Genomic DNA, 23145 nt, shown 5'->3' on the forward strand with positions numbered 1-23145 from the left:
TCGCGTTTGTTTAATACGCGAAGTGGTCTTTCGGCAACCATGGGCGTCGATGGTATACCGCAGAGTGGCTTTCCGTTATGCTGACGTCACTCAGGGGTATCGAGGGTCTGCTCGATGCGTCCGGAAGGGCCAACCAAATCTACGCAACGTATGAGATTGTGTCCTAGCGTCTCGCGGGCACCGGCTGTCGGTAGGAAGAAGGGCAGAGACAATGGCTCAATACATCGTCACGATCACACCGGTGCTCGGTGAGAAAGACGCGGGAGAAGAGTCCTCCCGCACCACCATGCGTGTGTTCGCCGAGGACGGCCAGGTCTACATCAAGGAGTTGACCGTCCGCGTCGCGGAAGACGTCAAACTCGGTGCCGCCGACCTGCTCCAGGTCGACCTGGACCTGCTCATGCAGGCATTCGCCGCGAAGCGTCCGGCGGCCCCCGCGGCAACCGCCGAAAGCTCGGACCCGGCCCGGGCCTACCGCGCCGTGACGCCGAGCCGGGTGGCGAAGTCGGACCGTGCCTACCGGCGTATGCCGGACCCGAGCGAGCTGAAGGACATCTACCTCAAGAACCGCACGGTCACGGGTGTCGCCAAACACTACGGTGTGCCCACCCACACCGCTCAGGGGTGGATCACCCGGCTGCGACGCAAGGGTGTCATCCCCAGCGCGAAGTGACATCGGGACCCGCCGGTCACAGTGGGCCGCCGTCACCGCCCTCGCCGACCAGGTGCGCACCGAAGGCCGTGTACGAGTTGCGGCTGGCCACGAAGTGCTGTCGCGCGGTGTTGGCGTCGCGCAGCCGTCGGGACAGGGGAGACGAGTCGTACACCGCCGTCCCGCCGGCCAGTTCGAAAGCTGCGTCGGTCGCCCGGACCGCCAACGCGGTCGCCTGCGCGGACGCGGCGCGGACCTGCGCTCGCCGCAGCGCCGCATCCGGACCCGAGAACCCGCCCCACTCGTCGCCGGCCTGGTCGTAGAGCAGCGCCCGACCTGCCTGCACCACCATCCGAGCCTCGCCCAGCCGCTCCTGGAAGGCGGTGGAGGAGGCCAGCCGGGTCGCGCTCAGCGCCGGTCGCTTGCCACCCGCCGCCAGGTCGACGACGTCCCGTAGGGCCGCCTCGGCGATGCCCAGCGCCGCCGCCGCGATGATGAGGCTGGACTGCGCGATGCTCATCGCAGCCCGGGCCGCCTCCGCCGATCCGGGCACCAGTTCCACGGCCCGCTCGGCGGGGCAGTAGCGGCCGGAGACAGCCAGGTCGTGGCTGCCCGTGCCGCGCAGGCCCAGGGTGTGCCAGGTGTCGACCACGGCGACGTCGGCAGCGGGCAGCAGCATGATCCGGGTGGCGGGCCGGCCCTCGGCCATGGCGACCGTGCGCCCGCGTACCAGGACGCAGTTGAGGTAGACCCAGGCGGCGCGTTCGCAGCCGGTGACGAACGGCCACTGGCCGGAGATCCGCCATCCCCCGTCCACCTCGGTCGCCCGGCCCTTGGGCGCCACCGCGCCGGCGGCGTAGACGTCCGGACCGTCGGCGAATATCTCCGCGACGGTCTCCTTCGGCGCGCAGCCGATGATGAGCTGGGAGAGCGCGACCTGGCCGACCAGCCAGGCCACCGAGGCGTCCGCCGTACCCAGCGTCTCGACGACGCGCAGCGTCTCGGGCACGTTCAGGCCGGTGCCGCCGTACGCCACGGGGGCGAGCATGCGCAGGCAGCCTGCGGTCCGCAGCCCGTCGAGCAGATGGTCCGGGAGGCCCCGGCCCCGCTCGACCTCGTCAGCGTTCTTGGCGATCTCCGGAAGGAGATCACGGACCAGTTGCAGAGTCGTCATGCCGATCCTCGCCCTCCGGTCTGGCGTGCCGGTCCGAGTGCCGGGCCGCGCCTGCTGCAACACCACAGGCGGCTCGGAAACGACCGATGACCATTCTACTGTCTACATGTATCGTGCAACAGGCAAGTGAGTGTTGTCTGTGAACACTCTGCAAGCACAGTTGGGCTGCCCCGGGGAGGTGTCTCATGACGGCGTCTGACGCGCAGACACACGTGTTCGCGATGAGGATGTGGAAGTCTCTTCTCGCCACGCAGGAGCTGCTGTCGGCGTACCTGGGGGTCAAGCTCGGGTTGTACGAGGCGCTGGCGGCTGCGCCGGGACCGATGCGCCCCGACGAGCTGGCCCAGGCCGCCGGCGTCGCGCCCCGGTACGCCCGGGAATGGCTTGAGCACCAGGCCGTCTGCGGCATCGTCGAGACCGATGACGTACGCCTGCCGGCCGAACGCCGCGCGTACCGGCTCCCCGCCGGGCACGCCGCCGTCCTGACGGTGTCGGACGACCCGATGTCGCTGGCCTCCCTCGCCGTACTCCCGCTCGGTGGCATCGCCGCCGCCCTGCCGGAGCTGGTGGCGGCCTACCGCAGCGGTGCGGGCGTGCCCGACGAGGTGTTCGGCGTGGACTGGCGGGACGGGCACTCGGGCGCCAACCGGGCCCTCTTCGCCCATCAGCTCGCCGGCTGGATCGCCCAGCAGCTGCCCGACGTGCACGCCCGCCTCGACGCTCCCGGGCGACGCATCGCCGACGTCGCCTGCGGGACCGGCTGGTCGAGCATCGCGTTGGCGCGGGCGTACCCGCAGGCCGAAGTGACCGGCCTGGACCTCGACGGGGCGGCCCTGCGCCAGGCCGAGCGGAACGCCGCCGAGGCGGGCGTTGCCGACCGGGTCCGCTTCGCCTGTCGCGACGCCGCCGACCCGCAGCTGGCGGGCGAGTACGACCTGGTGTGCCTCTTCGACGCGCTGCACGAGGTTTCCCAACCGGTCGCCGTGCTCCAGGCGTGCCGGCAGTTGCGCGCCGCCGACGGCGCAGTGCTGCTGATGGACGCGAAGGTCGCGCCGGCCTTCACCGCACCGGGCGACGACGTCGAGCGGTTCCAGTACGGCACGAGCGTGCTGCACTGCCTGCCGGCGAGCCTCACCGGGACGGACTCGACGGGCACCGGCACGGTGTTGCGTCCCGGAAAGGTGCGCGAACTGGCGGTGCAGGCCGGCTTCTCGGGCATGACGATCCTGGCCGTCAACGACCGCTTCCACCGGCTCTACCGGCTAATCGGCTAACCGGCTGACGGGCTCACGAGCTGACCGGCCCGCGCGGGTCGGTGCGGGCGCACGAAAACGGGTCCGGGTTGCCCCCGGACCCGGATCCGTACTCAGGCGCCGTCACGCTCCGCGAGGCGCTTGACCACCAGGTCCTGCACAGCGCCGACCGTGGTGATCTTGCGGGCGGTGTCCTCGTCGATGGGGTCGAGGTCGAACTCGTCCTCGATGGCGAACGCCACCTCCATCAGGGCCAGCGAGTGGTAGCCCAGGTCCTTGATGAGGTGGGACTCCGCCGTCACTTCGACGCCGTCCTTCGGCGCCATGTCGGAGATGACCGCCGCCACGGTAGCGCGGATCTCCTCCTCGGTACGGCGGGCGGGAGCGGTCTGCTCGGTCATGGTCGATCTCCTCTGTGCTGCTGGCGTGACGGTGGGATGGGTCGCTCAGGAGGCCCGAGCGCCGGTCAGCGGGGGGACACGGGGGGCGGAGAAGCAGTGGCGCTGATGGCGTACCACCGCCCCGAGCGTGGGCGCCCAGCGGCGCGACCACGTCGCGACGACCTCTGGCACATCCTCGAACTCGTCTTCGAGGATCGACAGGCACGGCACCGGGGCGGTCGCGCCGAGTTCGGTGAGCAGCGGGCGCAGATACTGGTCCCCGGCGCCGCGGTGCTTGGCCCAGCCGGCGGTCATCGCGCCGACGGCGACGCAGTCGGCCAGCCCGTCCATCGGAAGCATGTCCAGGAACAGCTTCAGCAGGCCGGTGTAGGTGCCCTTGAAGGTGGGGCTGACGACCACCAGCAGGCCGGGACGGCGGACCAGGCCCAGCGCCCGTTCGATCTCCGGCCCCAACGGCACGCTGCGGCTGGCCCGCTGCGGCAGTGCGGCACCGATGTCGGCGAGGTCGACGATGTCCGGTCCGGCGGTCTCCACACCCTCGGTGCCGAGGGCGAGCGCCAACTCCTCCATCAGCCGCAGGGCGATACCGCTGGTCCGGGAGCCCGCGCGGGGACTGCCCAGCAACAGTGTCGTCTCCACAAGGGAACTGCGGTCCGTCACGACGCCTCCTGCCCGAGCAGCCCCTGGCGCCGCAGCAGCGGCAGCACACCCTCGGCGAAGTTGTACGCCTCCTCCAGGTGGGGCTGCCCGGAGAGGATGAGATGGTTCATGCCCAGCGCGTGGTACTCCGCGATCCGCTCGGCCACCTGCTCGTGGCTGCCGACCAGTGCGGCACCGGCACCCGGGCGGACCAGGCCGTAACCCGCCCACACGTTCGGATACACCTCCAGGTCGTCGGTACGCCCACCGTGCAGGGCGGCCATCCGGCGTTGCCCCTCCGACTCGGTGCGGCGGAACCGTCGCTGGGCGTCGGCGATCCGGCTGGCGTCCATGCCGTCGAGCAGCCGGCGGGTCACGGCCCAGGCCTCCTGCGCGGTGTCCCGGCTGATGACGTGGAACCGGGTGCCGAACTCGACGCTGCGGCCCCGCTCGGCGGCGAGTTCACTGACCCGGCTGGTGAGGCTGGTCAGCCCGTCCGGACGCTCGCCCCAGGCCAGGTAGACGTCGGCGTGCGCGGCGGCCACCCGCTGCGCCGCGGCGGACGAGCCACCCAGCAGGATCGTCGGCCGCACGTCGTGCGGCCGGCTCAGCAACCCGGCCTTGATCTGGTAGTGCCTGCCGTGGAAGTCGAAGGGTTCGCCGCGCCAGGCCTGGTGGAAGACGTCGAGGAACTCCTCGGTGCGGGCGTACCGCTCGTCGTGGTCGAGCCAGTCGCCGTAGCGCCGCTGCTCGTCGGCGTCCCCACCGGTGACGATGTTGAGCATCAGCCGGCTTCCCGAGAGCCGCTGGAACGTGGCGGCCGACTGGGCGCACACCATCGGCGGCAGCGAACTGGGCCGGCAGGCGATCATGAAGTGCATGTTGCGGGTCTGCTGGGACAACGCTGCGGACACCAGCCAGGGGTCCTCACAGAACAGACCGGTAGGTACCAGGGCACCGGCGAAGCCGAGGCCGTCGACGGCCTGGGCGACCTGACCGAGGTAGTTCAACTCCGGCTCACGTCGGATGTTCCTGGCCTCGGCCACCCCGTCCGCGCTCTTGGCCACCTCGCGGCCGTCGCCGTGCAATGGCAGGAACCAGTGCAGTCGCAGTGTCATCAACGGTCCCTTCCGCCTCGGGCCGGTCGACCGGCCCCGGATTGACCTGCCATCCCCGTGCGCACTCGTCTTTCCTGCTATCCACGTGCATTTACGAGTATGTGCTGGAAGGTTCTCAGGATGCCTGTGACGCTGTCAATACCGTTGCCCTGACCCGTCACTGTCCCGGCGTCGGCAGCGCCGCCTCCGGACGGTGCGCCGCCGTCGCCGCGACGTCGAGGTAGCCGGCCAGGAAGTCCTGCCCGAGCGCGGGGTCGGCCCAACCGCCGGCCCGGAACAACACCGCCTGCACCCGGTGCTCACCCACCGGGGCCAGGGCCAGCTCGAACGGGAAGCGGCTGCCGATCTCGGTGGGAACCACAAGTTCGAAGCGGGCACCGCCACCGGTCAGGTCATGCCGCATCGGCGACATCACGTTGAACATCACGTCGTCGGCCCGGCCGCCGCCGGTGTCGACCAGGCCCGTCGGCAGCAGGTGAAAGGGCAGGTCCTGGTACGCGAACGCGCTGATCACCGCGCCGTGCACGTGGCGTACCAGGTCGGCGAAGCTGGGTTGACGGGCGACCTGGGCGCGCAGCAGCACCATGCCGGCGAGCAGGCCGACGGTGTCGCGCACCTCGGGTCGGGACCGGTTGGCGAACATCGAGGCGACCGCCAGGTCCGGTTGCCCGGTCAGGCGGTACAGCTGGGCGTGAAAGGCGGCCAGCAGCACCGTGAACAGGGTGGTCTTCTCCCGTCTCGCCAGCTCACGCAACCCGGCCACGGTCGCCGCCGGAAGCTCCGCCGCGACGGACCGGACCGCCTCGCTCGCGTGCGCCGCCTGGGCCGCTTGGGTCGGTGCCCCGGTCGCCGCCGCGTCGGTGGCGGCGGCGGTGTCCGCGGCCGGGTAGAGCGCGTCGAGTCGGGGGATCTGGCTGCCCTCCAGCTGGCGTCGCCAGTACCGCTGGTAGCGGGCGAGTCGGTCCGAGGCCAGCAGTTCCTGCTGTGCCTGCGCGAAGCGGGACGACTGCCAGCCGGTGGGTGCTTCGACGCCGGGGCCACCGCAGGCGGCGGCGTAGCAGGCGACCAGGTCGCGCAGCAGGATGCCGGTGGACCACGCGTCGGTCACCAGGTGGTGCAGGTTGAGGCAGAACAGGTGCTCGGTGGGGCCCACCCGCCAGACGCCGGCCCGCGCCGGCCACTGCTCCGGGTCGATCGGCGTCTGCAGCTCCCGGGCCAGGGCCGCCTCCGGCGACTCGCCCGTGGGCGCGTCGGCCCAGGTCAGCGGCAGTGATCGCGGAGGGTGTACGCGCTGCACGAGACGCGCTCCCCGACCGTGGAAGGTGGTCCGCAGCGCCTCGTGTCGGACCACCAGATGGTCGACCGCCGCCTGCAACGCCCGCTCGTCCAGGTCTCCCACGATGCGGCAGACGACCGGGCAGTTCAACGCGCCGAAGTCCGACCGGTAGTGCTTGATCATCCACAGTAGTCGCTGGGAGACCGAGGCTGGTGTGTCGCGTGCTTCCACAGACAGCAGGATAGCTTTTGTCGTTGGCTTTGCGTGTCTGGCGAACTAGTCTTTGCTGCTATGAGCGAGTTGGTGGTGCGTTCGACGCAGGACGCTCGACTCAACTGGGACTACGAGTCTTCCGACAGCCGTACGGAATCGCTCTACCAGCGCGCCAAGCAGGCGCAGTGGAGCGTCGACGAGATCGACTGGCACCTCGACGTACCGTTCGGGGCGCCGTTGCCCGACGACTCCGCTTTCGCCATGGCCGGGTTCGCCGCCTCCCCGCTGGCCGCGCGGGGCCGGCCGGCCTGGGACGAGTTCCGCTGGGAACTCCAGGCCTGGATGGTCAGCCAGTTCCTGCACGGCGAACAGGCGGCCATGGTGGTCGCGGCCCGCCTGGTGGAGATCGTCTCGGGGCTGGACAGCAAGCTGTACGCCACGACCCAGGCGGTGGACGAGGCGCGGCACGTGGAGGTCTTCTCCCGCTACCTGGGCGAGAAGATCCAGCAGCCGTACCCGATCTCCGAACCGCTGGAACTGCTGCTGACCGACATCCTCGAAGACAACCGCTGGGACGTCATCTCGCTGGGCATGCAGATCATGGTCGAGGCGCTGGCGATGGCCGCGTTCCGGCTGGCGCACAGCACCTTCCACGACCCGCTGATCAAGCAGATCACCGGCCTCGTGGCGCGGGACGAGGCCCGGCACGTGTCGTTCGGTGTGCTCTCCCTGCGCGGCTTGTACGACCAGATGACCACCCGCGAGCGCACCGAGCGGGAGGAACTGGTGCTGGAGTCCGCGGCCCTGATCCGCCGCCGGTTCCTGCTGGGCGACATCTGGGAACGCATGGAGGTCCCGATGGCCGACGGACTCGACTTCGCCGCCCGCAACGAGCTGATGGTCGCCTACCGGCAGGCCATCTTCTCCCGGGTGGGCCGGGCACTGGACCAGATCGGACTGATGACCCCCCGAGTGCGGGAGGGGCTGGTCGGGCTGGACCTGATCCAATTCGTGGAGGGTAGGCGCGGTGGCTGAGCGAACGGGCGTCCGGCAACGGCCGCAGATGGACCTGGCGTCGGTGATGCGGCTGGCGGAGCTGACCGATCTGATCGTGCCGATGACGGTACGGGCGGTGAGCGACCTGGGCGTCGCCGACCTGCTCGTCGACGGGCCTCGACCGGTGGCCGAACTCGCCGCCGAGGTCGGTGCGCACGAGCGGTCGCTGTGCCGGGCGCTGCGGGCGCTGGCGGCCAAGGGCATCTTCACGGAGCCGGAGCCGGAGGTGTTCGCGCTGACTCCGCTGGCCCAGCCGCTGCGCAGCGACCATCCGATGTCGATGCGGGCCGTCTACACCCTGCTCGCCTCCGACGTGCAGGCGTGGGCGATGCTGCCGCACAGCCTGCGTACCGGCGAGGCCGCCTTCGACCACGCGCACGGTACGGACTACTGGAGCCACCTGGCCGCCAACCCGGACGAGAGTCGGCGGGTGGACCGCTGGATGCACGCGATCACCCGACTGCACCTGCGTACCGTGCTGCCCTGCCACCCGTGGGGGGAGCTGTCGCACGTGGTCGACGTCGGTGGCGGGGATGGCGGATTCCTCGCCGGCCTGCTCGGGCGGTATCCCGCGATGCGCGGCACGCTGCTGGACCTGCCGCACGTCGTCGCGGCGGCGGACCGGGTGCTCACCGAGGCCGGGGTACGCGACCGGTGCGAGATCGTGCCCGGCAGCTTCTTCGACGCGCTGCCCGCCGGCGCGGACGCGTACCTGCTCAAGACGGTGCTGCCCGGGTTCGGTGACGACCAGGTGGTGGCGGTGCTGCGCCGGGTCCGCGAGGCGATGCGGCCGGACAGCCGCCTGCTGCTGTTGGAGGCCGTCCTGCCGCCCGGGGACACCTTCGACGTGGCGAAGCTGTACGACGTGCACACGCTTGTGCTCACCGGCGGCACCCACCGCACGGCCGAGGAGACCGCCGCCCTGCTCGACCGGGCCGGGCTGCGGCTGGACACCGTCCGACCCACGGCCACCCTGACCATCCTGACCGCGACCCCGGCCTGACCCACTCCCCGCCGGCTGCCGCCGGTCCCGCCCGGTTCGCCCCCGGTCCCGCCGGCCTGATCCGGGTCCCGCCGGCCGGGTCGGCCGGCGGGACGTGGCGTGGGTCAGGCGGGCTTGATGGCCAGTGGCACGTGGGCGAAGGCGCGGAACGGGGTGTCGCTCTCCCGGACCAGGTCGCCCGCCTGCTCCACCGAGCTGGTGCGGCGCAGCACCCAGTCGAAGACGACCTGTGCCTCCGTACGGGCCAGGAAGGCGCCCAGGCACAGGTGACCGCCGCCGCCGAAGGTGACGTGCGGGTTCGGGTTGCGGGTGACGTCGAGCGTGCCGGGGTCGTGGAAGACCGCCTCGTCGTGGTTGGCCGAGCCGAGCATCAGCACCAGCACCCGCCCGGCCCGTACGGTGCGCGAGCCGATCGTCACCGGCTCCCGTACCAGCCGGGCGGTGCCCTGGATGGGGGCCTCGAAGCGGAGGAACTCCTCCACCGCGCCGGGCACCAGGCCGGGGTCGGAGCGCAGGAGGGCGAACTGGTCCGGTGCCCGCAGCAGCGCGGCGAACCCGTTGGTGATGAGGTGCACGGTCGTCTCGAAGCCGGCGAAGAACGAGAAGACGGTGTTGTCCACGATCTCGTCGTGGCTGAGTCGGTCCCCGTCGTCCTCGGCCTGCAACAGGGTGGAGAGCAGGTCGTCCCCGGGGGCCTTGCGACGCTCGTCGAGCAGACCGCCGATGTACGCGCGCAGCCACTGGACCGACTCGTGTGCCGCGTCTCGGGCGTCGGCGGGGACGATGGCGCTGAACGCGCGGCCGAGTCGCATGGCGTGCAGCCGGACGTCGTCGTGGGCCTCGGGCGGGATGCCCATCAGGGTGGACACCACGAGCACCGGCAACGGGTACGCCAACTCGCGTACCACGTCGCAGCTGCCGCTCTCCAGCGCCGGGGCCAGCAGGTCGTCCACGGTCTGCTCGATGTAGCCGCGCATCCGTCGCACCACGGCCGGGGTGAACGCGCCGCTCATCAGCCGCCGCAGCCGGACGTGGTCCGGCGGGTCGCGGTAGAGCATGATGCGCTGGAAGAAGTGGCTGGCCGGTCCCGCGCCCACCGACAGGTGGTGGTACGCCTCGGGGAACTCGCTGCCGAGCCGGGGGTCGCGCTGCAACGCCACGACATCGGCGTGGCGGGTGACGCCCCAACTGCCGGGGCCGAACCGGCACAGCGGTCCGGCCGCACGCAGCCGGGCGTAGGTGGGATAGGGATCTTCCAGGACGGCGGGGTCGAGCGCGTCGAACCTGGGCGGCAGACCGGAGGCATCCATGTCTGCCAGTGTTGGCCCGAACCCGCCGCCTGGGCAAGTGTTTACACGTGTTTGTGGAAAACCCTATGCGGAGGCTTCACGAGGCAGGTAGCTGCCGAAGCTCCAGACGTGACCCTCCAGGTCGTACGCCCCGTAGTCGCGCGAGCCGTACGAGGTGTCGTGCAGCTCGTAGACGAGCTTGGCGCCGGCCTGCACGGTCCGCTCGTAGTGCTTGTCGACGTCCGCCGCGTCACCGACGCAGATGTAGATGCCGCCGCTGGTGGCGGGCAGTTCACGCGGGCTGACCATGCCCAGCGTGTCGTGCGGTCCGCCGCCGCCGAGCTGGATCGTGGAGTTGCCCCAGCTCAGCTCGGCGTGCACCACCTTGCCGTCAACCTCGGTGACGTCGAAACGCTCCAGACCGAAGGTGTTGACGAGCCAGTCGACGGCAGCCGTCGGGTCCTGGTAGCGGAGGAAGGGGATGACCGGAGAGAACGATCGTTCCGACATGAAGCCTCTTCTCGCGTATGGGGCAGATCCGTGCGGTGTCGCTCATCATAGGTGACTCGCCTCTGCAAGAGGGTCAACGTCTCGTTCGACAATCGACAGTGGGCGACCGAGAGTGGCCAGTGCGGCCCGGTAGTCGTCGCCGACGGCCAGGTCGCTCAGATGCACGCTGACGTGCGGCGGCGGCCGATTTTCCCAGCTCAGCAGGCGTGCGGAGGCATCCGGGGCGCTGACCGTGAGGTCGGCCGGCGACAGCACCAGACCGTCCCCGGTGGCCTTGAGGATCGCCTCCTTGCGGGCCCAGTACCGGATGAACGCGGCGAGTCGCCGCGGCTGCGGCAGATCGGCAAGCACCCGACGCTCGACGGGCGAGAGTGCCGAGACGGGAATCCGGTCACCCCGCAGGGCCACCCGTTCGATGTCCACCCCGCAGACGGTGTCCCGGGCGATCGCCACCAGGATCCGCTCGGCCGAGTGCGACACCGACAGGTGCAGCACGCCTGCGCCGGTGTGCACCTCCAGCCGGCCGTGCGGGCCGGTGCAGTGTCGGCACGTGGAGGTGAAGACGACCTGGCGGGGCGTGGTGTCGGCGTACCGGGCGGCCAACAGCCGGGCCATCACGCGGCCGGTCACGAACCGGGTGCGAGCGGCGTCGTGGCCCAGGTTTCGCGCCCGCGCCTGTTCGGCGTCGTCGAGCAGGGCGTGCAGCGGCGCGGGAAGTGGCCCGGCGGGGCAGCGCCAGACCAGGCACTCGCCGCTTCCGAGCCGCTCGCCCACGCCGCTCCCCTCGTCCGCCGGCGCTTTTTGCTCGCCTTCGTGGCGAGCCTTTCCGAGTATTACCGACTATCTCTAGACCCGAGTCGTGAGTCGCTGATAGCTTAGCGCCAGCCGACCGGAGACGTGGTAAAGGCTTACTGAGGAGACGCGACATTGGACGTTGCCGTCGACACCGATCCGACCCTGACCCTCGACCGGATGCGGGAGGACGTCGCGGAGGCCCTCGGCTGCCCGCCGTCGCTGGTGGGGGACGACGACGATCTGCTGATGCTCGGCCTCGACTCGATCGCACTCATGCGGTTGGCCAGCCGCTGGCACAGTCAGGGCGTCCCGGTCACCTTCAGTGAGCTCATCGAGTGGCGCACCCTCGCGCAGTGGTGGGCGCTTATCGAGCAGCGCCACGCCGAGGCCCGCCCGGCACCGCTGCCGCCGGTGGAAGTGGACGAGTCCGCTCCGTTCGGCCTGGCCACGATGCAGCACGCGTACTGGATCGGTCGGGCCGACGGGCAGCCCCTCGGTGGTGTGGGCGCCCACTTCTACAACGAGTTCGACGGGTCCGGCGTCGACCCGCAGCGGCTCGACGCCGCCGTCCGCGCGGTGCTGCGCCGCCACGGCATGCTCCGGGCCGAGTTCCACGCCGACGGCACCCAGCAGATCCGGCCGGAGAGCCCGTGGCCGGGCCTGACCGTGCACGACCTGCGCGACCTGCCCCCGCAGCGGTGCGAGGAGGAGTTGGCGGCGCTGCGGCACCGGCTGTCCCACCGGCGGCTGCGGGTGGAGGAGGCGGAGACCTTCGACATCCAACTGTCCCTGCTGCCCGGCGGCGCCACCCGGGTGCACGTGCACGTCGAGATGCTTGTCGCCGATGCGCACAGCTTCCGGCTCATCCTGTCCGACCTGGCGGCCTGCTACCGGGATCCGGACCGGCAACTGCCCCCCGTGAACCTCAGCTACCCGGCTTACCTGGCCACCGTCGCCGCCCGCCCCGACGAGGCGCGCGAGCGGGCCCGCGAGTACTGGCGCGAACGGCTGGACACCCTGCCCGGCCCGCCGCAGCTGCCCACCGCCGTGGACCCGGCCACCGTGGCCGGCCACCAGGTGGTCCGCCGCTACCACTGGCTGACCCCGCAGCAGCAGGCGGAGCTGGAACGGCGTTCGGCGGCGGCCGGAGTCACCCTGTCGATGGTGTTCCTCGCCGCGTTCGCCGAGGTGCTGGCCGCGTGGAGCAGCAGCGGCCGATTCGTGCTGAACCTGCCGATGTACGACCGCCGCCCCGTCCATCCCGAGGTCGGCGAGGTCGTCGGCGACTTCACCAACCTGATCCTGTTGGAACTCGACACCACCGGGCCGGCCGGCTTCGTCGACCTGGTCCGCCGGCATCAGGACCGGCTGCGCAGCGACGCCGCCAACGCCGCGTACAGCGGGGTCGACGTGCTGCGCGACCTGTCCCGCGCCCGCAGCGGCCAACCCGTCGGCGCGCCTGTCGTCTTCACCAGCGCGTTGAGCCTGGGCGAACTGTTCGACGCCGAAGTCCGCAACTGCTTCGGCCGACCCGGCTGGACCATGTCCCAGACCCCGCAGGTGTGGCTGGACTACCAGATCACCGAGCGCGAGGACGGGCTCTACCTCAACTGGGACGTCGTGGACGAACTGTTCCCCGACGGGTTCGTCGACGACATGTTCGCCGCCTACCTGGGGATCGTCGACTGGCTGCTCGACCCGGCCACGGACTGGTCCGGGCGCGCCCCGATCGCACTGCCCGAGCGCACCCGGGCCGCGCGGGCGGCGGCCAACGACACCGCCGGCCCGGTCGACGATCGGCCGCTGCACCACGACGTGTTCACCCGCGCCGTCCGCGAGCCGGACCGCCCGGCGGTGCTGTCCGCCACCGGCGTGCTCACGTACGCCGAACTCGCGGGCCGGGCACAGGCGCTGGCCGACGAGCTGACCACCCGCGGCCTGGCCCCCGGGGAGGCCGTCGCCGTCACCCTGCCCAAGGGCCCCGACCAGATCGTCGCGGTGCTCGGCGTGCTGCGGGCCGGCGGCGTGTACGTGCCGATCGGCGTCGACCAGCCCCAGGCCCGGCGCGACCTGATCCGGGCCACCGCCGACGCCCGCTTCACCGTCACCACCGCCGACGCCGCGCCCGACGCGACGACGCATACCGTCCCCACCATCGCCGTGCCGGTACGCGCCGACGCGCCGACGGTCGACTGCGAGCAGGACGCGTACCTGCTGTTCACCTCCGGCTCGACCGGTACGCCGAAGGGGGTGCGGGTGCCCCACCGGGCGGCCCGCAACACCCTCGACGACCTGGTCGAGCGCTTCGACATCGGCCCGGACGACCGGGTCCTGGCGGTCTCGGCGCTCGACTTCGACCTGTCGGTGTTCGACATGTTCGCCCTGCTCGGCACCGGCGGCGCCGTCGTCACCGTCGACGAGGACACCCGCCGTGACCCGGCCGCCTGGCTGCGTCTGGTGCACGAGCACCGGGTGACGATCTGGCAGTCCGTACCGGCTCTGCTCGACCTGCTGCTGACCCAGGCCGAGACGGCGGGCGACCGCTCGGTGCCGCTGCGACTGGCCGTGCTCGGCGGCGACCGGGTCGGCCTCGACCTGGCCGGTCGGCTGGCCCGGCTGGCCCCGGACAGCCGGCTGTACGGCCTGGGCGGCACCACCGAGACGGCGATCCACTCCACTGTGCAGGCCGCCCCGGTCGACCCGCCGCCGCACTGGCGGTCGGTGCCCTACGGCGTGCCGTTGCGCAACCAGCTCATGCGGGTCGTCGACGAGCACGGCCGGGACCGGCCGGACTGGGTGCCCGGCGAGCTGTGGATCGGTGGCCGGTCGGTGGCCGCCGGCTACGCGGGTGACCCGCAGCGCACCGCCGACCGGTTCGTCGAGCACGACGGGCAGCGCTGGTACCGCACCGGCGACCTGGCCCGGTACTGGCCCGACGGCACTGTGGACTTTCTGGGGCGTACCGACTTCCAGGTCAAGATCCGGGGACACCGGATCGAGCTGGGCGAGATCGAGGCCGCGCTGGAGCGCGACCCGGACGTCTCCCGTGCGGTGGCCCAGGTGGTCGACGGGAGCAGTCTCGCCGCCGCCGTCACCGTCACCCGGGCCGACGCCGACCCGCAGGCGATCCGGCAGCGCGCCGCCGAGCAACTGCCGCCGTACATGGTGCCGGCCGTGGTGGTGGTCCTCGACGCGTTCCCGCTCTCGGCGAACGGCAAGATCGACCGTGCCCGGCTGCCCGAACTGGTCGCCACCCGGCCCACCGTCGCGGGCACCCCGCCGCGCGGCGAGGTGGAGATCGCCGTGGCCGCCCTCTGGTCGGAGCTGCTCGGCGTGCCCGAGGTGCACCGGGAGGACAACTTCTTCGCCCTCGGCGGTGACAGCCTGGTCGCCACCCGGTTGCTGGCCCGGCTGCGCGAGAGCGGCATCACCGGCGCCGAACTGCGCCACCTGTTCCACGCCCGCGACCTGGCCGAATTCGCGGTACGGCTGCGCAGCAGGGGAGCCGCTGCCCAGCGGCGTGAGTTGAGCGCCGACCTGGTGCACCGGCACGATCCGTTCCCGCCGACCGACGTGCAGCGCGCGTACTGGATGGGGCGTACCGACGACTTCGCGCTCGGCGGGGTCGGCTCCCACTGGTACTGGGAGTTCGACGGCGGGGACGTCGACCTCGACCGGTTGAACCGGGCCGTCAACATGCTCATCGCCCGGCACGAGATGCTCCGCGCCGTCTTCGACGACAACGGCGACCAGCGGATCCTGCCCGAGGTGCCGCCGTTCACCATCACCGTCCACGAGGGACCGGAGCATCTGGAGACGCTGCGCGAGCAGCTGTCCCACCGCATCCCGGACCCGTCCCGCTGGCCGCTGATCGACATCCAGGCCGTCCGGCACCCCGGCGGCACCCGCGTCGCGTTCAGCTTCGACTACATCGTGCTCGACGCGCTGAGCATCGTCATCTTCTTCTCCGAGCTGTCCACCCTCTACCGTGACCTCGACGCCGAGCTGCGCCCGCTCGGGGTGTCGTTCCGCGACTACGTGCTCGGCGCGACACCGCCACCGGAGGCGATCGAGCGGGCGGGAGCGTACTGGCGTGGGCGGCTGAACGACATCGCGCCGGCCCCCGCGCTGCCGCTGGCCGTCGACCCGGAAACGCTTGTCGCCCCGAGGTTCGTCCGCCGCGAGCGCAGCCTCACCCCGCAGCAGTGGACGGCGATCACCCACCGGGCCCGCGAGCACCGGCTCACCCCGGCCGCCGTGCTCGCCACCGCGTACGCCGAGGTGCTCAGCGCGTACAGCGGGCAGGACGCGCTGACGCTGAACCTGACCATGTTCCAGCGCCACGACGTGCACCCGGACATCGGCGCGATCCTCGGCGACTTCACCTCGCTGGTGCTTGTCGGCTACCGGGGCGCGGCGCAGCAACCGTGGCGGGAGACCGCGCAGCTGCTCCAGCAGGACATGTGGGACGGGCTGGAGCACAACGACGTCTCCGCGCTGTGGGTGCTGCGCGAGTTGGCGCGCCGCCGCAACAGCGGCACGGTCAGCATGCCTATCGTGTTCACCAGCGCCCTCGGTGTGGCCGCCGACCTGGTCAACATGCGGTTCCCGTTCGGCGAGCTGACCTGGGGCATCTCGCAGACCCCGCAGGTGTGGCTGGACAACCAGGTGATGGAACGCGACGGCGGGCTGACCTTCAACTGGGACAGCGTCGACGAACTGTTCCCCGACGGGCTGCTCGACGCGATGTTCGACGCGTACCACCGGTTGTTGTGCTGGCTCGCCGACGGCGAGTGGGACCGGCCGCTGCCGGACCTGCTGCCGCCGGGGCAGCGCGCGATCCGGGCCGCCGTCAACGCCACCGAGGCCCCGGCGCCCGACCACACCCTGCACGGGCCGTTCTTCGACCGGGCCGCCCTCGACCCCGGTCGGCTCGCGGTCGCCCACGGCGAGACGTCGATCAGCTACGGCGAGCTGGCCACCCAGGCGCTGCGGATCGCCGGTGCGTTGCTGCGCTCCGGGGTGGAACCGGGTGACGCGGTAGCCGTCACCGTGCCACGCGGCCCGGACCAGGTCGCCGCGGTGCTCGGCGTGCTGGCCGCCGGCGCGTCGTACGTGCCGGTCAGCGTCGACCAGCCCGCCGCCCGCCGGGACCGGATCTACACCAAGGCGCAGGTGACCGCCGTGGTCGGCCGGCCCGGCGCGCATCACCTGCCGACGGTCGCCGCCGACGTGGACACTCCGCCGCTGCGGGGGCCGGTGACGGTCGCCGCGGATGCGCTGGCGTACACGATCTTCACCTCCGGCTCGACCGGCGAGCCCAAGGGAGTGGAGATCACCCACCGGGCCGCGGTCAACACGGTGACCGACATCAACTCCCGGTACGACGTCGGGCCGGACGACCGGGTCCTGGCGGTCTCCGCGCTGGACTTCGACCTGTCCGTCTACGACATCTTCGGGCTGCTGACCGCCGGTGGGGCGCTAGTCGTGCTGGCCGAGGAGGAGCGCCGGGAGGCGCGCCGCTGGGCGCAACTGGCCCACCGCTGGGGCGTGACGGTCTGGAACTCGGTGCCCGCGCTGCTGGACATGCTGCTGGTGGCGGCGGGCGACCACCCGCCGGCCGGTCTGCGACTGGCCCTGCTCTCCGGTGACTGGATCGGGCTGGACCTGCCGGGTCGGCTGGCGCAGGTCGCGCCGCACGCCCGGTTCGTCGCCCTCGGCGGGGCCACCGAGGCCGCGATCTGGTCGAACGCCTGCGAGGTCGAGGCGGTGCCGGAGCACTGGCGTTCCATCCCGTACGGCCGTCCGCTGCGCAACCAGCGCTACCGGGTGACCGACCCGCGGGGTCGGGACTGCCCGGACTGGGTGCCCGGGGAGCTGCGGATCGGTGGCGCGGGGGTGGCGTTGGGCTACCGCAACGCCCCGGACCTGACCGCCCGGCAGTTCTCCGTCGACGACGAGGGCTGCCGCTGGTACCGCACCGGGGACCTGGGCCGGTACTGGCCGGACGGGACGCTGGAGTTCCTCGGCCGGGTCGACTTCCAGGTCAAGGTGCGTGGGCACCGCATCGAGCTGGGTGAGATCGAGGCCGCCGCCGAAGCCCACCCGCAGGTCGGGCGGGCGGTGGCGATGGTCGTCGGCCAGGCGCCGAGCCAGCACATCGGCCTCGCCGTCGTACCCGCCACCGGGGAACCGGACCTGGCCGGCTGGCTGGCCGAGCGGCTGCCCGCGTACATGGTGCCCGAGTACGTCGTGACGGTGGACCAGTTGCCGTTGACCGCCAACGGCAAGGTCGACCGGCAACGGCTCGGAACGCTGCTGCGCGCCGATCCGCTGGACGACGCGGCCGAGCCGCCCAAGGGGCCCACCGAGGAGAGCCTCGCCGTGCTCTGGTCGCAGCTGCTCGACCAGCCGGTGGCCGACCGCCGGCACAGCTTCTTCGCCCTGGGCGGGGACAGCCTGCTGGCCACCCGCCTGCTGGAGGCGCTGCGCCAACGGTTCGGCGTGGACATGACATTGCGACAACTGTTCGCCGTACCCGTGCTCGCCCAGCTCGCGGCCGCTGTCGACGAGCAGCTCCGCGCGTCGGCCGACGACGACGTCGAGGAAGGTGTCATATGAGCAACGACCCCCGCATCCCCGTCGAGCGGCTGGTCACCGACCTCGAACAGGCCGGACTGCGGCTGTGGGCCGAGGACGGCGCGCTGAAGTTCCGTGCGCCCGCCGGCTTCATGACCGATGAGCGGCGCGCCCTGCTGCGGGCCCGCCGGGACGAGATCCTCGACCACCTGGCCAACGGCCGGATGCCGCGCGTCGTGCCGGACGCCGAACACCGCCACGACCCGTTCCCGGTCACCGAGGTGCAGTCGGCGTACCTGCTGGGTCGTGGCTCCACCTTCGCCTACGGCGGCGTCGCCTGCCACGGCTACGGCGAGCTGCACTACCCGGACCTGGACCCGGAACGGATGACCCGAGCCTGGCAGGCGCTCATCGCCCGGCACGACATGCTCCGCGCGGTGATCGACATCGACGGCTCGCAGCGGGTGCTGCCGCAGGTCGAGGAGTACCAGGTCGGGGTACGCGATGTGCGCGGGCAGGACCGCGACGGGTTCGACCGGGCGGTGGCGCAGGTACGCGCCGAGATGGACCACCGGGTGTTCCGGCCCGACGTCTGGCCGCTGTTCGAGGCGCGGGTGACCCGTGGTGACGACGAGGCCGTGCTGCACGTCTCGGTGGACTTCCTCATCGCCGACTTCGTCAGCATCCAGATCATCCTCAACGAGCTGCACCACCTCTACCACGACGCCGGGCCGCTGCCCGAGCTGGAGATCGGCTTCCGGGACTACCTGCTGGCCGAGCGGAACTGGACGGCGAGCCGCCGGGAGGCCGACCGCGACTACTGGTTGCGTCGGGTGGACGAGCTGCCGCCCGGCCCGGAGCTGCCGCTGACCAGCCGCGCCCGGCAGACCGAGGGCCGGTTCCGTCGGCTGGCCACCACCCTGGAACCCGAGCTGTGGGAAGGGCTGCGCAAGCACGCGGGCCAGCACGACGTCAGCCCGTCCGGCGCGGTGCTCGCCGCGTACGCGCACGTCATCGCCGCGTGGAGCCGCCGTCCCACGTTCACCCTGAACGTCACGCTGCTCAACCGGTTGCCGCTGCACCCGCAGGTGCCCGCCGTGGTCGGTGACTTCACCGGCGTGGAGCTGCTCGCCGTCGACCAAGGCGGGGCGGACACCTTCGACCGCTGGGCGCGGGGCGTGCAGGCCCAGCTCTGGCAGGACATGGACCACCGGGCGTTCTCCGGGATCGAGGTGATGCGAGAGATCACCCGCCGACGCGGTGCCGACGCGGCGCTGTTCCCGGTCGTCTTCACCAGCGCGATCGGTCTGGGCGAGGCCGGTGCCACCGAGTCGGTGTCCCACGGGCGGCTCGGTTACGGGATCAGCCAGACCCCGCAGGTCGTCATCGACTGCCAGAACTCCGAGCGCGACGGTGGACTGTCGACCAACTGGGACGTCCGCGAGGGCGTACTGCCCGACGGGGTGGCCGACGACATGTTCGCCGCCTTCGAGGAGCTGTTGCGGGAACTCGCCACCGACGACCAGGCGTGGCAGCGGCCCCCGTCGAGCCTGCTGCCGCAGCGGCAGCGCGAACGCCGCGAGCAGGTCAACGCCACCGACGCCCCGCTGACCCGGGCCCGGCTGCACGACGCGGTCTTCGCCCAGGCCCGGCGTACCCCGGACGCCCCGGCCGTCATCCACGGCACCACCACGCTCAGCTACGCCGACCTGGCCGCCCGCGCCACCGGTGTCGCCAACCGGCTCGTCGAGTTGGGTTGCGCTCCCGGCGACCTCGTCGGGGTGACCCTGGAACGCGGCCCGGAGCAGGTCGTGGCCGTCCTCGGCGCGCTGCTGGCAGGCGCGGTGTACGTGCCGGTGGACACCGTGCAACCCGCCGCCCGGCGCGAGACGATCCTCACCGGTGCGGGTGTCCGGCACGTGCTGACCTCCCGGGAGCTGGCCGCCGGGTCCTGGCCGGCCGAGGTGGTGGCAGTGGCGTTGGACGAGGTGCCGCCGGCCGATCCGCCCGCCGAACCGGGCGGGGCGCGGCCCGAGGACCTGGCGTACGTCATCCACACCTCGGGCTCCACCGGTACGCCGAAGGGCGTGATGATCACTCACGAGGCGGCGCTGAACACCGTCCTCGACATCAACTCCCGGTTCGCCGTCGGCGCGCAGGACCGGGTGCTGGGCCTGTCCCAGCTCGGCTTCGACCTGTCGGTGTACGACATCTTCGGCCCGCTCTCCGTCGGCGGTGCCCTGGTCATCCCGGACGCCGAGCGGCGCGCGGACCCGTCGCACTGGGCCGACCTGGTGGCCGCCCACGGGGTGACGGTGTGGAACTCCGTCCCGGCCCAGCTCCAGATGCTCTCCGGTTACCTCGGGGTGGCCGGCACCGCGCTGCCCACCCTGCGGCTGGCGATGCTCTCCGGCGACTGGATCCCGGTGGCCCTGCCCGACCAGATCCGCGCCCAGGTGCCCGGCCTGCAGGTGATGAGCCTCGGTGGGGCGACCGAGGCGTCCATCTGGTCGATCCACTACCCGATCGGCACGGTCGGCGAGGACTGGGCCAGCGTCCCGTACGGTCGTCCGCTGGCCAACCAGACCTTCCACGTTCTCGACCCGCTGCTGCGCCCCTGCCCCGACTGGGTCACCGGCGAGCTGTACATCGGCGGCTTCGGGCTGGCGCGTGGTTACCTGCACGACCCGGAGCGCACGGCGGAACGGTTCATCGTGCACCCGGTCACCGGCGAGCGGCTCTACCGCACCGGCGACCTGGGCCGGTACCTGCCCGACGGCGACATCGAGTTCCTCGGCCGGGAGGACCACCAGGTCAAGATCCGCGGTCACCGGATCGAGCTGGCCGAGATCGAGACGGCCCTGCAGAGCCACCCCGACGTCGCCGCGGCGGCCGTGCTTGTCGCGGGCGACCAGCCGTTGGAGCGTACGCTCGTCGCCTTCGCGCAGCCCGCCGCCGCGACGCCGCCCGCCGAGGACGTGGCCGAGCTGGCCACGGTCGCGGCCCGGTCCGGCGACGCCGCGCTCGACGGCGTCGACCCGGACCGTTACCTGGAGTACGCCCACCGCCTCGACCAGGTGGCCCTGCCGGCCATGGTGGACACCTTCCGCCGCGCGGGACTCTTCGCCACCCTCGACGACCGGCACACCGCCGCCGAGATCGTGGCCGCCACCGAGGCCGCGCCCCGGCACCACCGGCTGCTGCGTCGCTGGCTCGCCGCCCTGGTCACCGAGGGCCTGCTGGCCGTCGACGGCGACCACTACCGGCTGACCGCCGAGGTGGCACCGGACGCGCTGGACGTGGCGTGGGCGGCCGTGGACGCGGCGGCGCTGCCCGGCGAGGAACGCCTGCTCGACTACTTCCGGGGCAGCATCCGCCACCTGCCCGCGCTGCTGCGCGGCGACGAGGACCCGCTCAAGCTGCTCTTCCCCGAGGGTCGGCTGGACGTCTCCCAGCAGCTCTACGAGGAGGCGGTCTTCAACCGCTGGGCCAACCGGGCCGCCGGCGCCGTGGTGGCCGAACTCGGCAGCCGTCGCCGGCACCCCGGCCCGCTGCGCGTGCTGGAGGTCGGCGCGGGTGGTGGCGGCACCACCGCGGCGGTGCTCGACGCGCTCGCCGGGCAGGAGATCGACTACCTGTGCACCGACCTGTCGCCCTACTTCGTGGGGCAGTCGCAGGCCCGCTTCGCCGAGGTGCCCGGTGTCCGGTTCGGCCTGTACGACCTGGACGCCGACCCGACCGAGCAGGGCCTCGCGCCCAACTCCTTCGACCTGGTCGTCGCCGGGGACGTGCTGCACGCCACCGCCGACGTCGACCGGGTCCTGGACCAGCTGCGCGGGCTGCTCGCCCCCGGCGGCTGGCTGGTGGCCCTGGAGATGACCCGGGACCACTACCAGATCATGACGTCGCTGGAGCTGCTGGTCCGGCTCGACGACGCCACCGGCGACTTCACCGACGACCGGGCCGGAACCGGGACGGTCTTCCTGGCCCGCGACCGGTGGCGGGACATCCTCGACCGGGCCGGCGCCGACCTCGACGTCTGTCTGCCGGCCGAGGACACCTTCGTCGGGCGGATGGGCATGTGTGTGCTCGCCGCCCGGTTCAAGGCCGACCGCGCGCCCGTACACCCCCGGGGGCTCACCGATCACCTGCGCGCCCGGCTGCCCGAGTACATGGTGCCCGGCACCCTGGAGATCCTCGACGAGCTGCCGGTCACCGACAACGGCAAGATCGACCGCCGGTCCCTCGCCGGGCGGCTGGGCCGCCGGCAGAGCGGGACGCAGGCCGGGCTGCCCGGCGCGGCACCCGAGACCGACCTCGAACGGGATCTCGTCGCGATGTGGAGCGAGGCCCTGGGCACGCCCGTCGGCCGCGACGGCAACCTCTTCGAGCTGGGCGGGGACTCGCTTGTCGCCGCCCAACTGGCCGGACGGATCATCGAGGAACTGCCGCTGGCCCGTACGCTCTTCTTCGACGAGGTGCTGCGCAACCTGCTCGAACTGGCCACCGTCGCCCGGCTCGCGCAGTGGCTGACCACGGCCGCCGAGGCGGGGGAACAGCTGCCGGAGGCGGGCCGGCAGGGGCCGACCGAGCTGCTCGTCGCCGTGCACGCCGAGGGTGCCGGCGTACCCCGGATCTTCCTGCCCGACGAGTCGGGATCGACCGACGGGGTGGCCTCGCTCGCGTCGGCGCTGCGGCCGGCCGCACCCGCCTGGGCACTCACCGGCGCGGGGCTGGCACTGCTGCCTTCGGTGGACAACGCCGCCGCCGCGTACGCCCAGGCGGTCGTCGACGCCGACCTGGCCCAGGTGGAACTGCTCGCCCACGGAGCGATGGCGGTCCTCGCCGTCGAGGTGGCCCGCAACCTGACCGAACGCGGGGTCCTCGTCGAAGGGCTGCGACTGCTGGCCGGTCACCGGCCCGCCCCCGGGGACGATCCGGTGCGCGACGCCCTCGCCCGGCACGAGCCGTCCATCTACGCCGGGGACATCACCCTGGTGCAGCCGGCGCAGGACGCGGAGATCGAGTTCTGGGAGGACCTCTGCCTCGGCAGCCTCGACGTGGTCGACACGGACCTGTCGGCTGACCAACTGCGCTGGTCGGCCGAGCCCGCTGCTCTGACCGCCGTGCTGGGCCCGGCGTGATGAGCTGTCCGCACTGGTCCGGCCCAGGACGAGCCCCGGTCGT

The 23145-nt window shown here is 72.1% G+C and carries 14 protein-coding genes; 6 read left to right on the forward strand and 8 right to left on the reverse strand.

What is annotated here, in order from left to right:
- Positions 1-241: 241 nt before the first annotated feature.
- The gene (locus VAB18032_RS02440; RefSeq protein WP_232510648.1) at positions 242-673 is read left to right on the forward strand and encodes a hypothetical protein; all 432 of its coding nucleotides are present in this window, start codon (positions 242-244) and stop codon (positions 671-673) included.
- A gap of 16 nt (positions 674-689) precedes the next feature.
- Here VAB18032_RS02440 and VAB18032_RS02445 read toward each other — a convergent pair whose 3' ends face one another.
- On the reverse strand, positions 690-1826 hold the full coding sequence (locus tag VAB18032_RS02445; protein ID WP_013731188.1) for an acyl-CoA dehydrogenase family protein: 1137 nt from the start codon (positions 1824-1826) through the stop codon (positions 690-692).
- 185 nt (positions 1827-2011) lie between these two features.
- On the opposite strand from VAB18032_RS02445, the gene VAB18032_RS02450 reads away from it, so the two are divergent.
- The gene (locus VAB18032_RS02450; protein ID WP_013731189.1) at positions 2012-3100 is read left to right on the forward strand and encodes a class I SAM-dependent methyltransferase; all 1089 of its coding nucleotides are present in this window, start codon (positions 2012-2014) and stop codon (positions 3098-3100) included.
- Between the two features lie 92 nt (positions 3101-3192).
- On the opposite strand, the gene VAB18032_RS02455 is transcribed toward VAB18032_RS02450, so the two are convergent.
- The 4 genes from VAB18032_RS02455 to VAB18032_RS02470 form a co-directional block, all read right to left on the reverse strand.
- Positions 3193-3480, reverse strand: coding sequence for a phosphopantetheine-binding protein (locus VAB18032_RS02455; protein ID WP_013731190.1), 288 nt, complete (start codon positions 3478-3480; stop codon positions 3193-3195).
- Between the two features lie 45 nt (positions 3481-3525).
- Positions 3526-4140, reverse strand: a complete 615-nt coding sequence (locus VAB18032_RS02460) for an NADPH-dependent FMN reductase (RefSeq protein ID WP_013731191.1) — start codon at positions 4138-4140, stop codon at positions 3526-3528.
- Positions 4137-5237, reverse strand: coding sequence for an LLM class flavin-dependent oxidoreductase (locus tag VAB18032_RS02465; RefSeq protein ID WP_013731192.1), 1101 nt, complete (start codon positions 5235-5237; stop codon positions 4137-4139). Before VAB18032_RS02465 ends, VAB18032_RS02460 begins: the two co-directional genes overlap by 4 nt.
- Before the next feature lie 157 nt (positions 5238-5394).
- Positions 5395-6744, reverse strand: a complete 1350-nt coding sequence (locus VAB18032_RS02470) for a condensation domain-containing protein (RefSeq protein WP_232510650.1) — start codon at positions 6742-6744, stop codon at positions 5395-5397.
- 60 nt (positions 6745-6804) lie between these two features.
- Between VAB18032_RS02470 and VAB18032_RS02475 the strand changes: the two genes are divergently transcribed.
- The gene (locus VAB18032_RS02475; protein ID WP_013731194.1) at positions 6805-7761 is read left to right on the forward strand and encodes a ferritin-like domain-containing protein; all 957 of its coding nucleotides are present in this window, start codon (positions 6805-6807) and stop codon (positions 7759-7761) included.
- Positions 7762-7789: 28 nt separating this feature from the next.
- On the forward strand, positions 7790-8785 hold the full coding sequence (locus tag VAB18032_RS02480; protein WP_043719503.1) for a methyltransferase: 996 nt from the start codon (positions 7790-7792) through the stop codon (positions 8783-8785).
- 104 nt (positions 8786-8889) lie between these two features.
- Here VAB18032_RS02480 and VAB18032_RS02485 read toward each other — a convergent pair whose 3' ends face one another.
- The 3 genes from VAB18032_RS02485 to VAB18032_RS02495 all read right to left on the reverse strand — a co-directional run bounded on the left by VAB18032_RS02485 (position 8890) and on the right by VAB18032_RS02495 (position 11358).
- A complete protein-coding gene (locus VAB18032_RS02485) occupies positions 8890-10095 on the reverse strand; it encodes a cytochrome P450 (RefSeq protein ID WP_013731196.1) in 1206 nt (401 codons plus the stop codon).
- A 63-nt stretch (positions 10096-10158) separates the two neighbouring features.
- On the reverse strand, positions 10159-10584 hold the full coding sequence (locus tag VAB18032_RS02490) for a VOC family protein (protein WP_013731197.1): 426 nt from the start codon (positions 10582-10584) through the stop codon (positions 10159-10161).
- A gap of 45 nt (positions 10585-10629) precedes the next feature.
- Complete coding sequence (locus VAB18032_RS02495) at positions 10630-11358, reverse strand: 4'-phosphopantetheinyl transferase family protein (protein WP_013731198.1); 729 nt, start codon at positions 11356-11358, stop codon at positions 10630-10632.
- Between the two features lie 153 nt (positions 11359-11511).
- On the opposite strand from VAB18032_RS02495, the gene VAB18032_RS02500 reads away from it, so the two are divergent.
- Positions 11512-18000 carry a non-ribosomal peptide synthetase gene (locus tag VAB18032_RS02500; protein WP_013731199.1) on the forward strand — a complete coding sequence of 2163 codons (6489 nt, stop codon included), beginning with the start codon at positions 11512-11514 and terminating at the stop codon, positions 17998-18000.
- Positions 17997-23102 (forward strand): non-ribosomal peptide synthetase, encoded by a 5106-nt coding sequence (locus tag VAB18032_RS02505; protein WP_013731200.1) that lies wholly within the window; start codon positions 17997-17999, stop codon positions 23100-23102. The genes VAB18032_RS02500 and VAB18032_RS02505 overlap by 4 nt, the downstream gene beginning before the upstream one ends.
- Positions 23103-23145 lie beyond the last annotated feature (43 nt).

Origin of the sequence: Micromonospora maris AB-18-032 (assembly GCF_000204155.1) — a bacterium.
Classification (GTDB): domain Bacteria; phylum Actinomycetota; class Actinomycetes; order Mycobacteriales; family Micromonosporaceae; genus Micromonospora; species Micromonospora gifhornensis.

Excerpts from the sequence above, each read along its gene's own strand:
- VAB18032_RS02445 (WP_013731188.1), bottom strand. The coding sequence starts at position 1,826 with ATGACGACTCTGCAACTGGTCCGTGATCTCCTTCCGGAGATCGCCAAG.
- VAB18032_RS02450 (WP_013731189.1), top strand. The coding sequence starts at position 2,012 with ATGACGGCGTCTGACGCGCAGACACACGTGTTCGCGATGAGGATGTGG.
- VAB18032_RS02455 (WP_013731190.1), bottom strand. The coding sequence starts at position 3,480 with ATGACCGAGCAGACCGCTCCCGCCCGCCGTACCGAGGAGGAGATCCGC.
- VAB18032_RS02465 (WP_013731192.1), bottom strand. The coding sequence starts at position 5,237 with ATGACACTGCGACTGCACTGGTTCCTGCCATTGCACGGCGACGGCCGC.
- VAB18032_RS02475 (WP_013731194.1), top strand. The coding sequence starts at position 6,805 with ATGAGCGAGTTGGTGGTGCGTTCGACGCAGGACGCTCGACTCAACTGG.
- VAB18032_RS02480 (WP_043719503.1), top strand. The coding sequence starts at position 7,790 with ATGGACCTGGCGTCGGTGATGCGGCTGGCGGAGCTGACCGATCTGATC.
- VAB18032_RS02485 (WP_013731196.1), bottom strand. The coding sequence starts at position 10,095 with ATGGATGCCTCCGGTCTGCCGCCCAGGTTCGACGCGCTCGACCCCGCC.
- VAB18032_RS02490 (WP_013731197.1), bottom strand. The coding sequence starts at position 10,584 with ATGTCGGAACGATCGTTCTCTCCGGTCATCCCCTTCCTCCGCTACCAG.
- VAB18032_RS02505 (WP_013731200.1), top strand. The coding sequence starts at position 17,997 with ATGAGCAACGACCCCCGCATCCCCGTCGAGCGGCTGGTCACCGACCTC.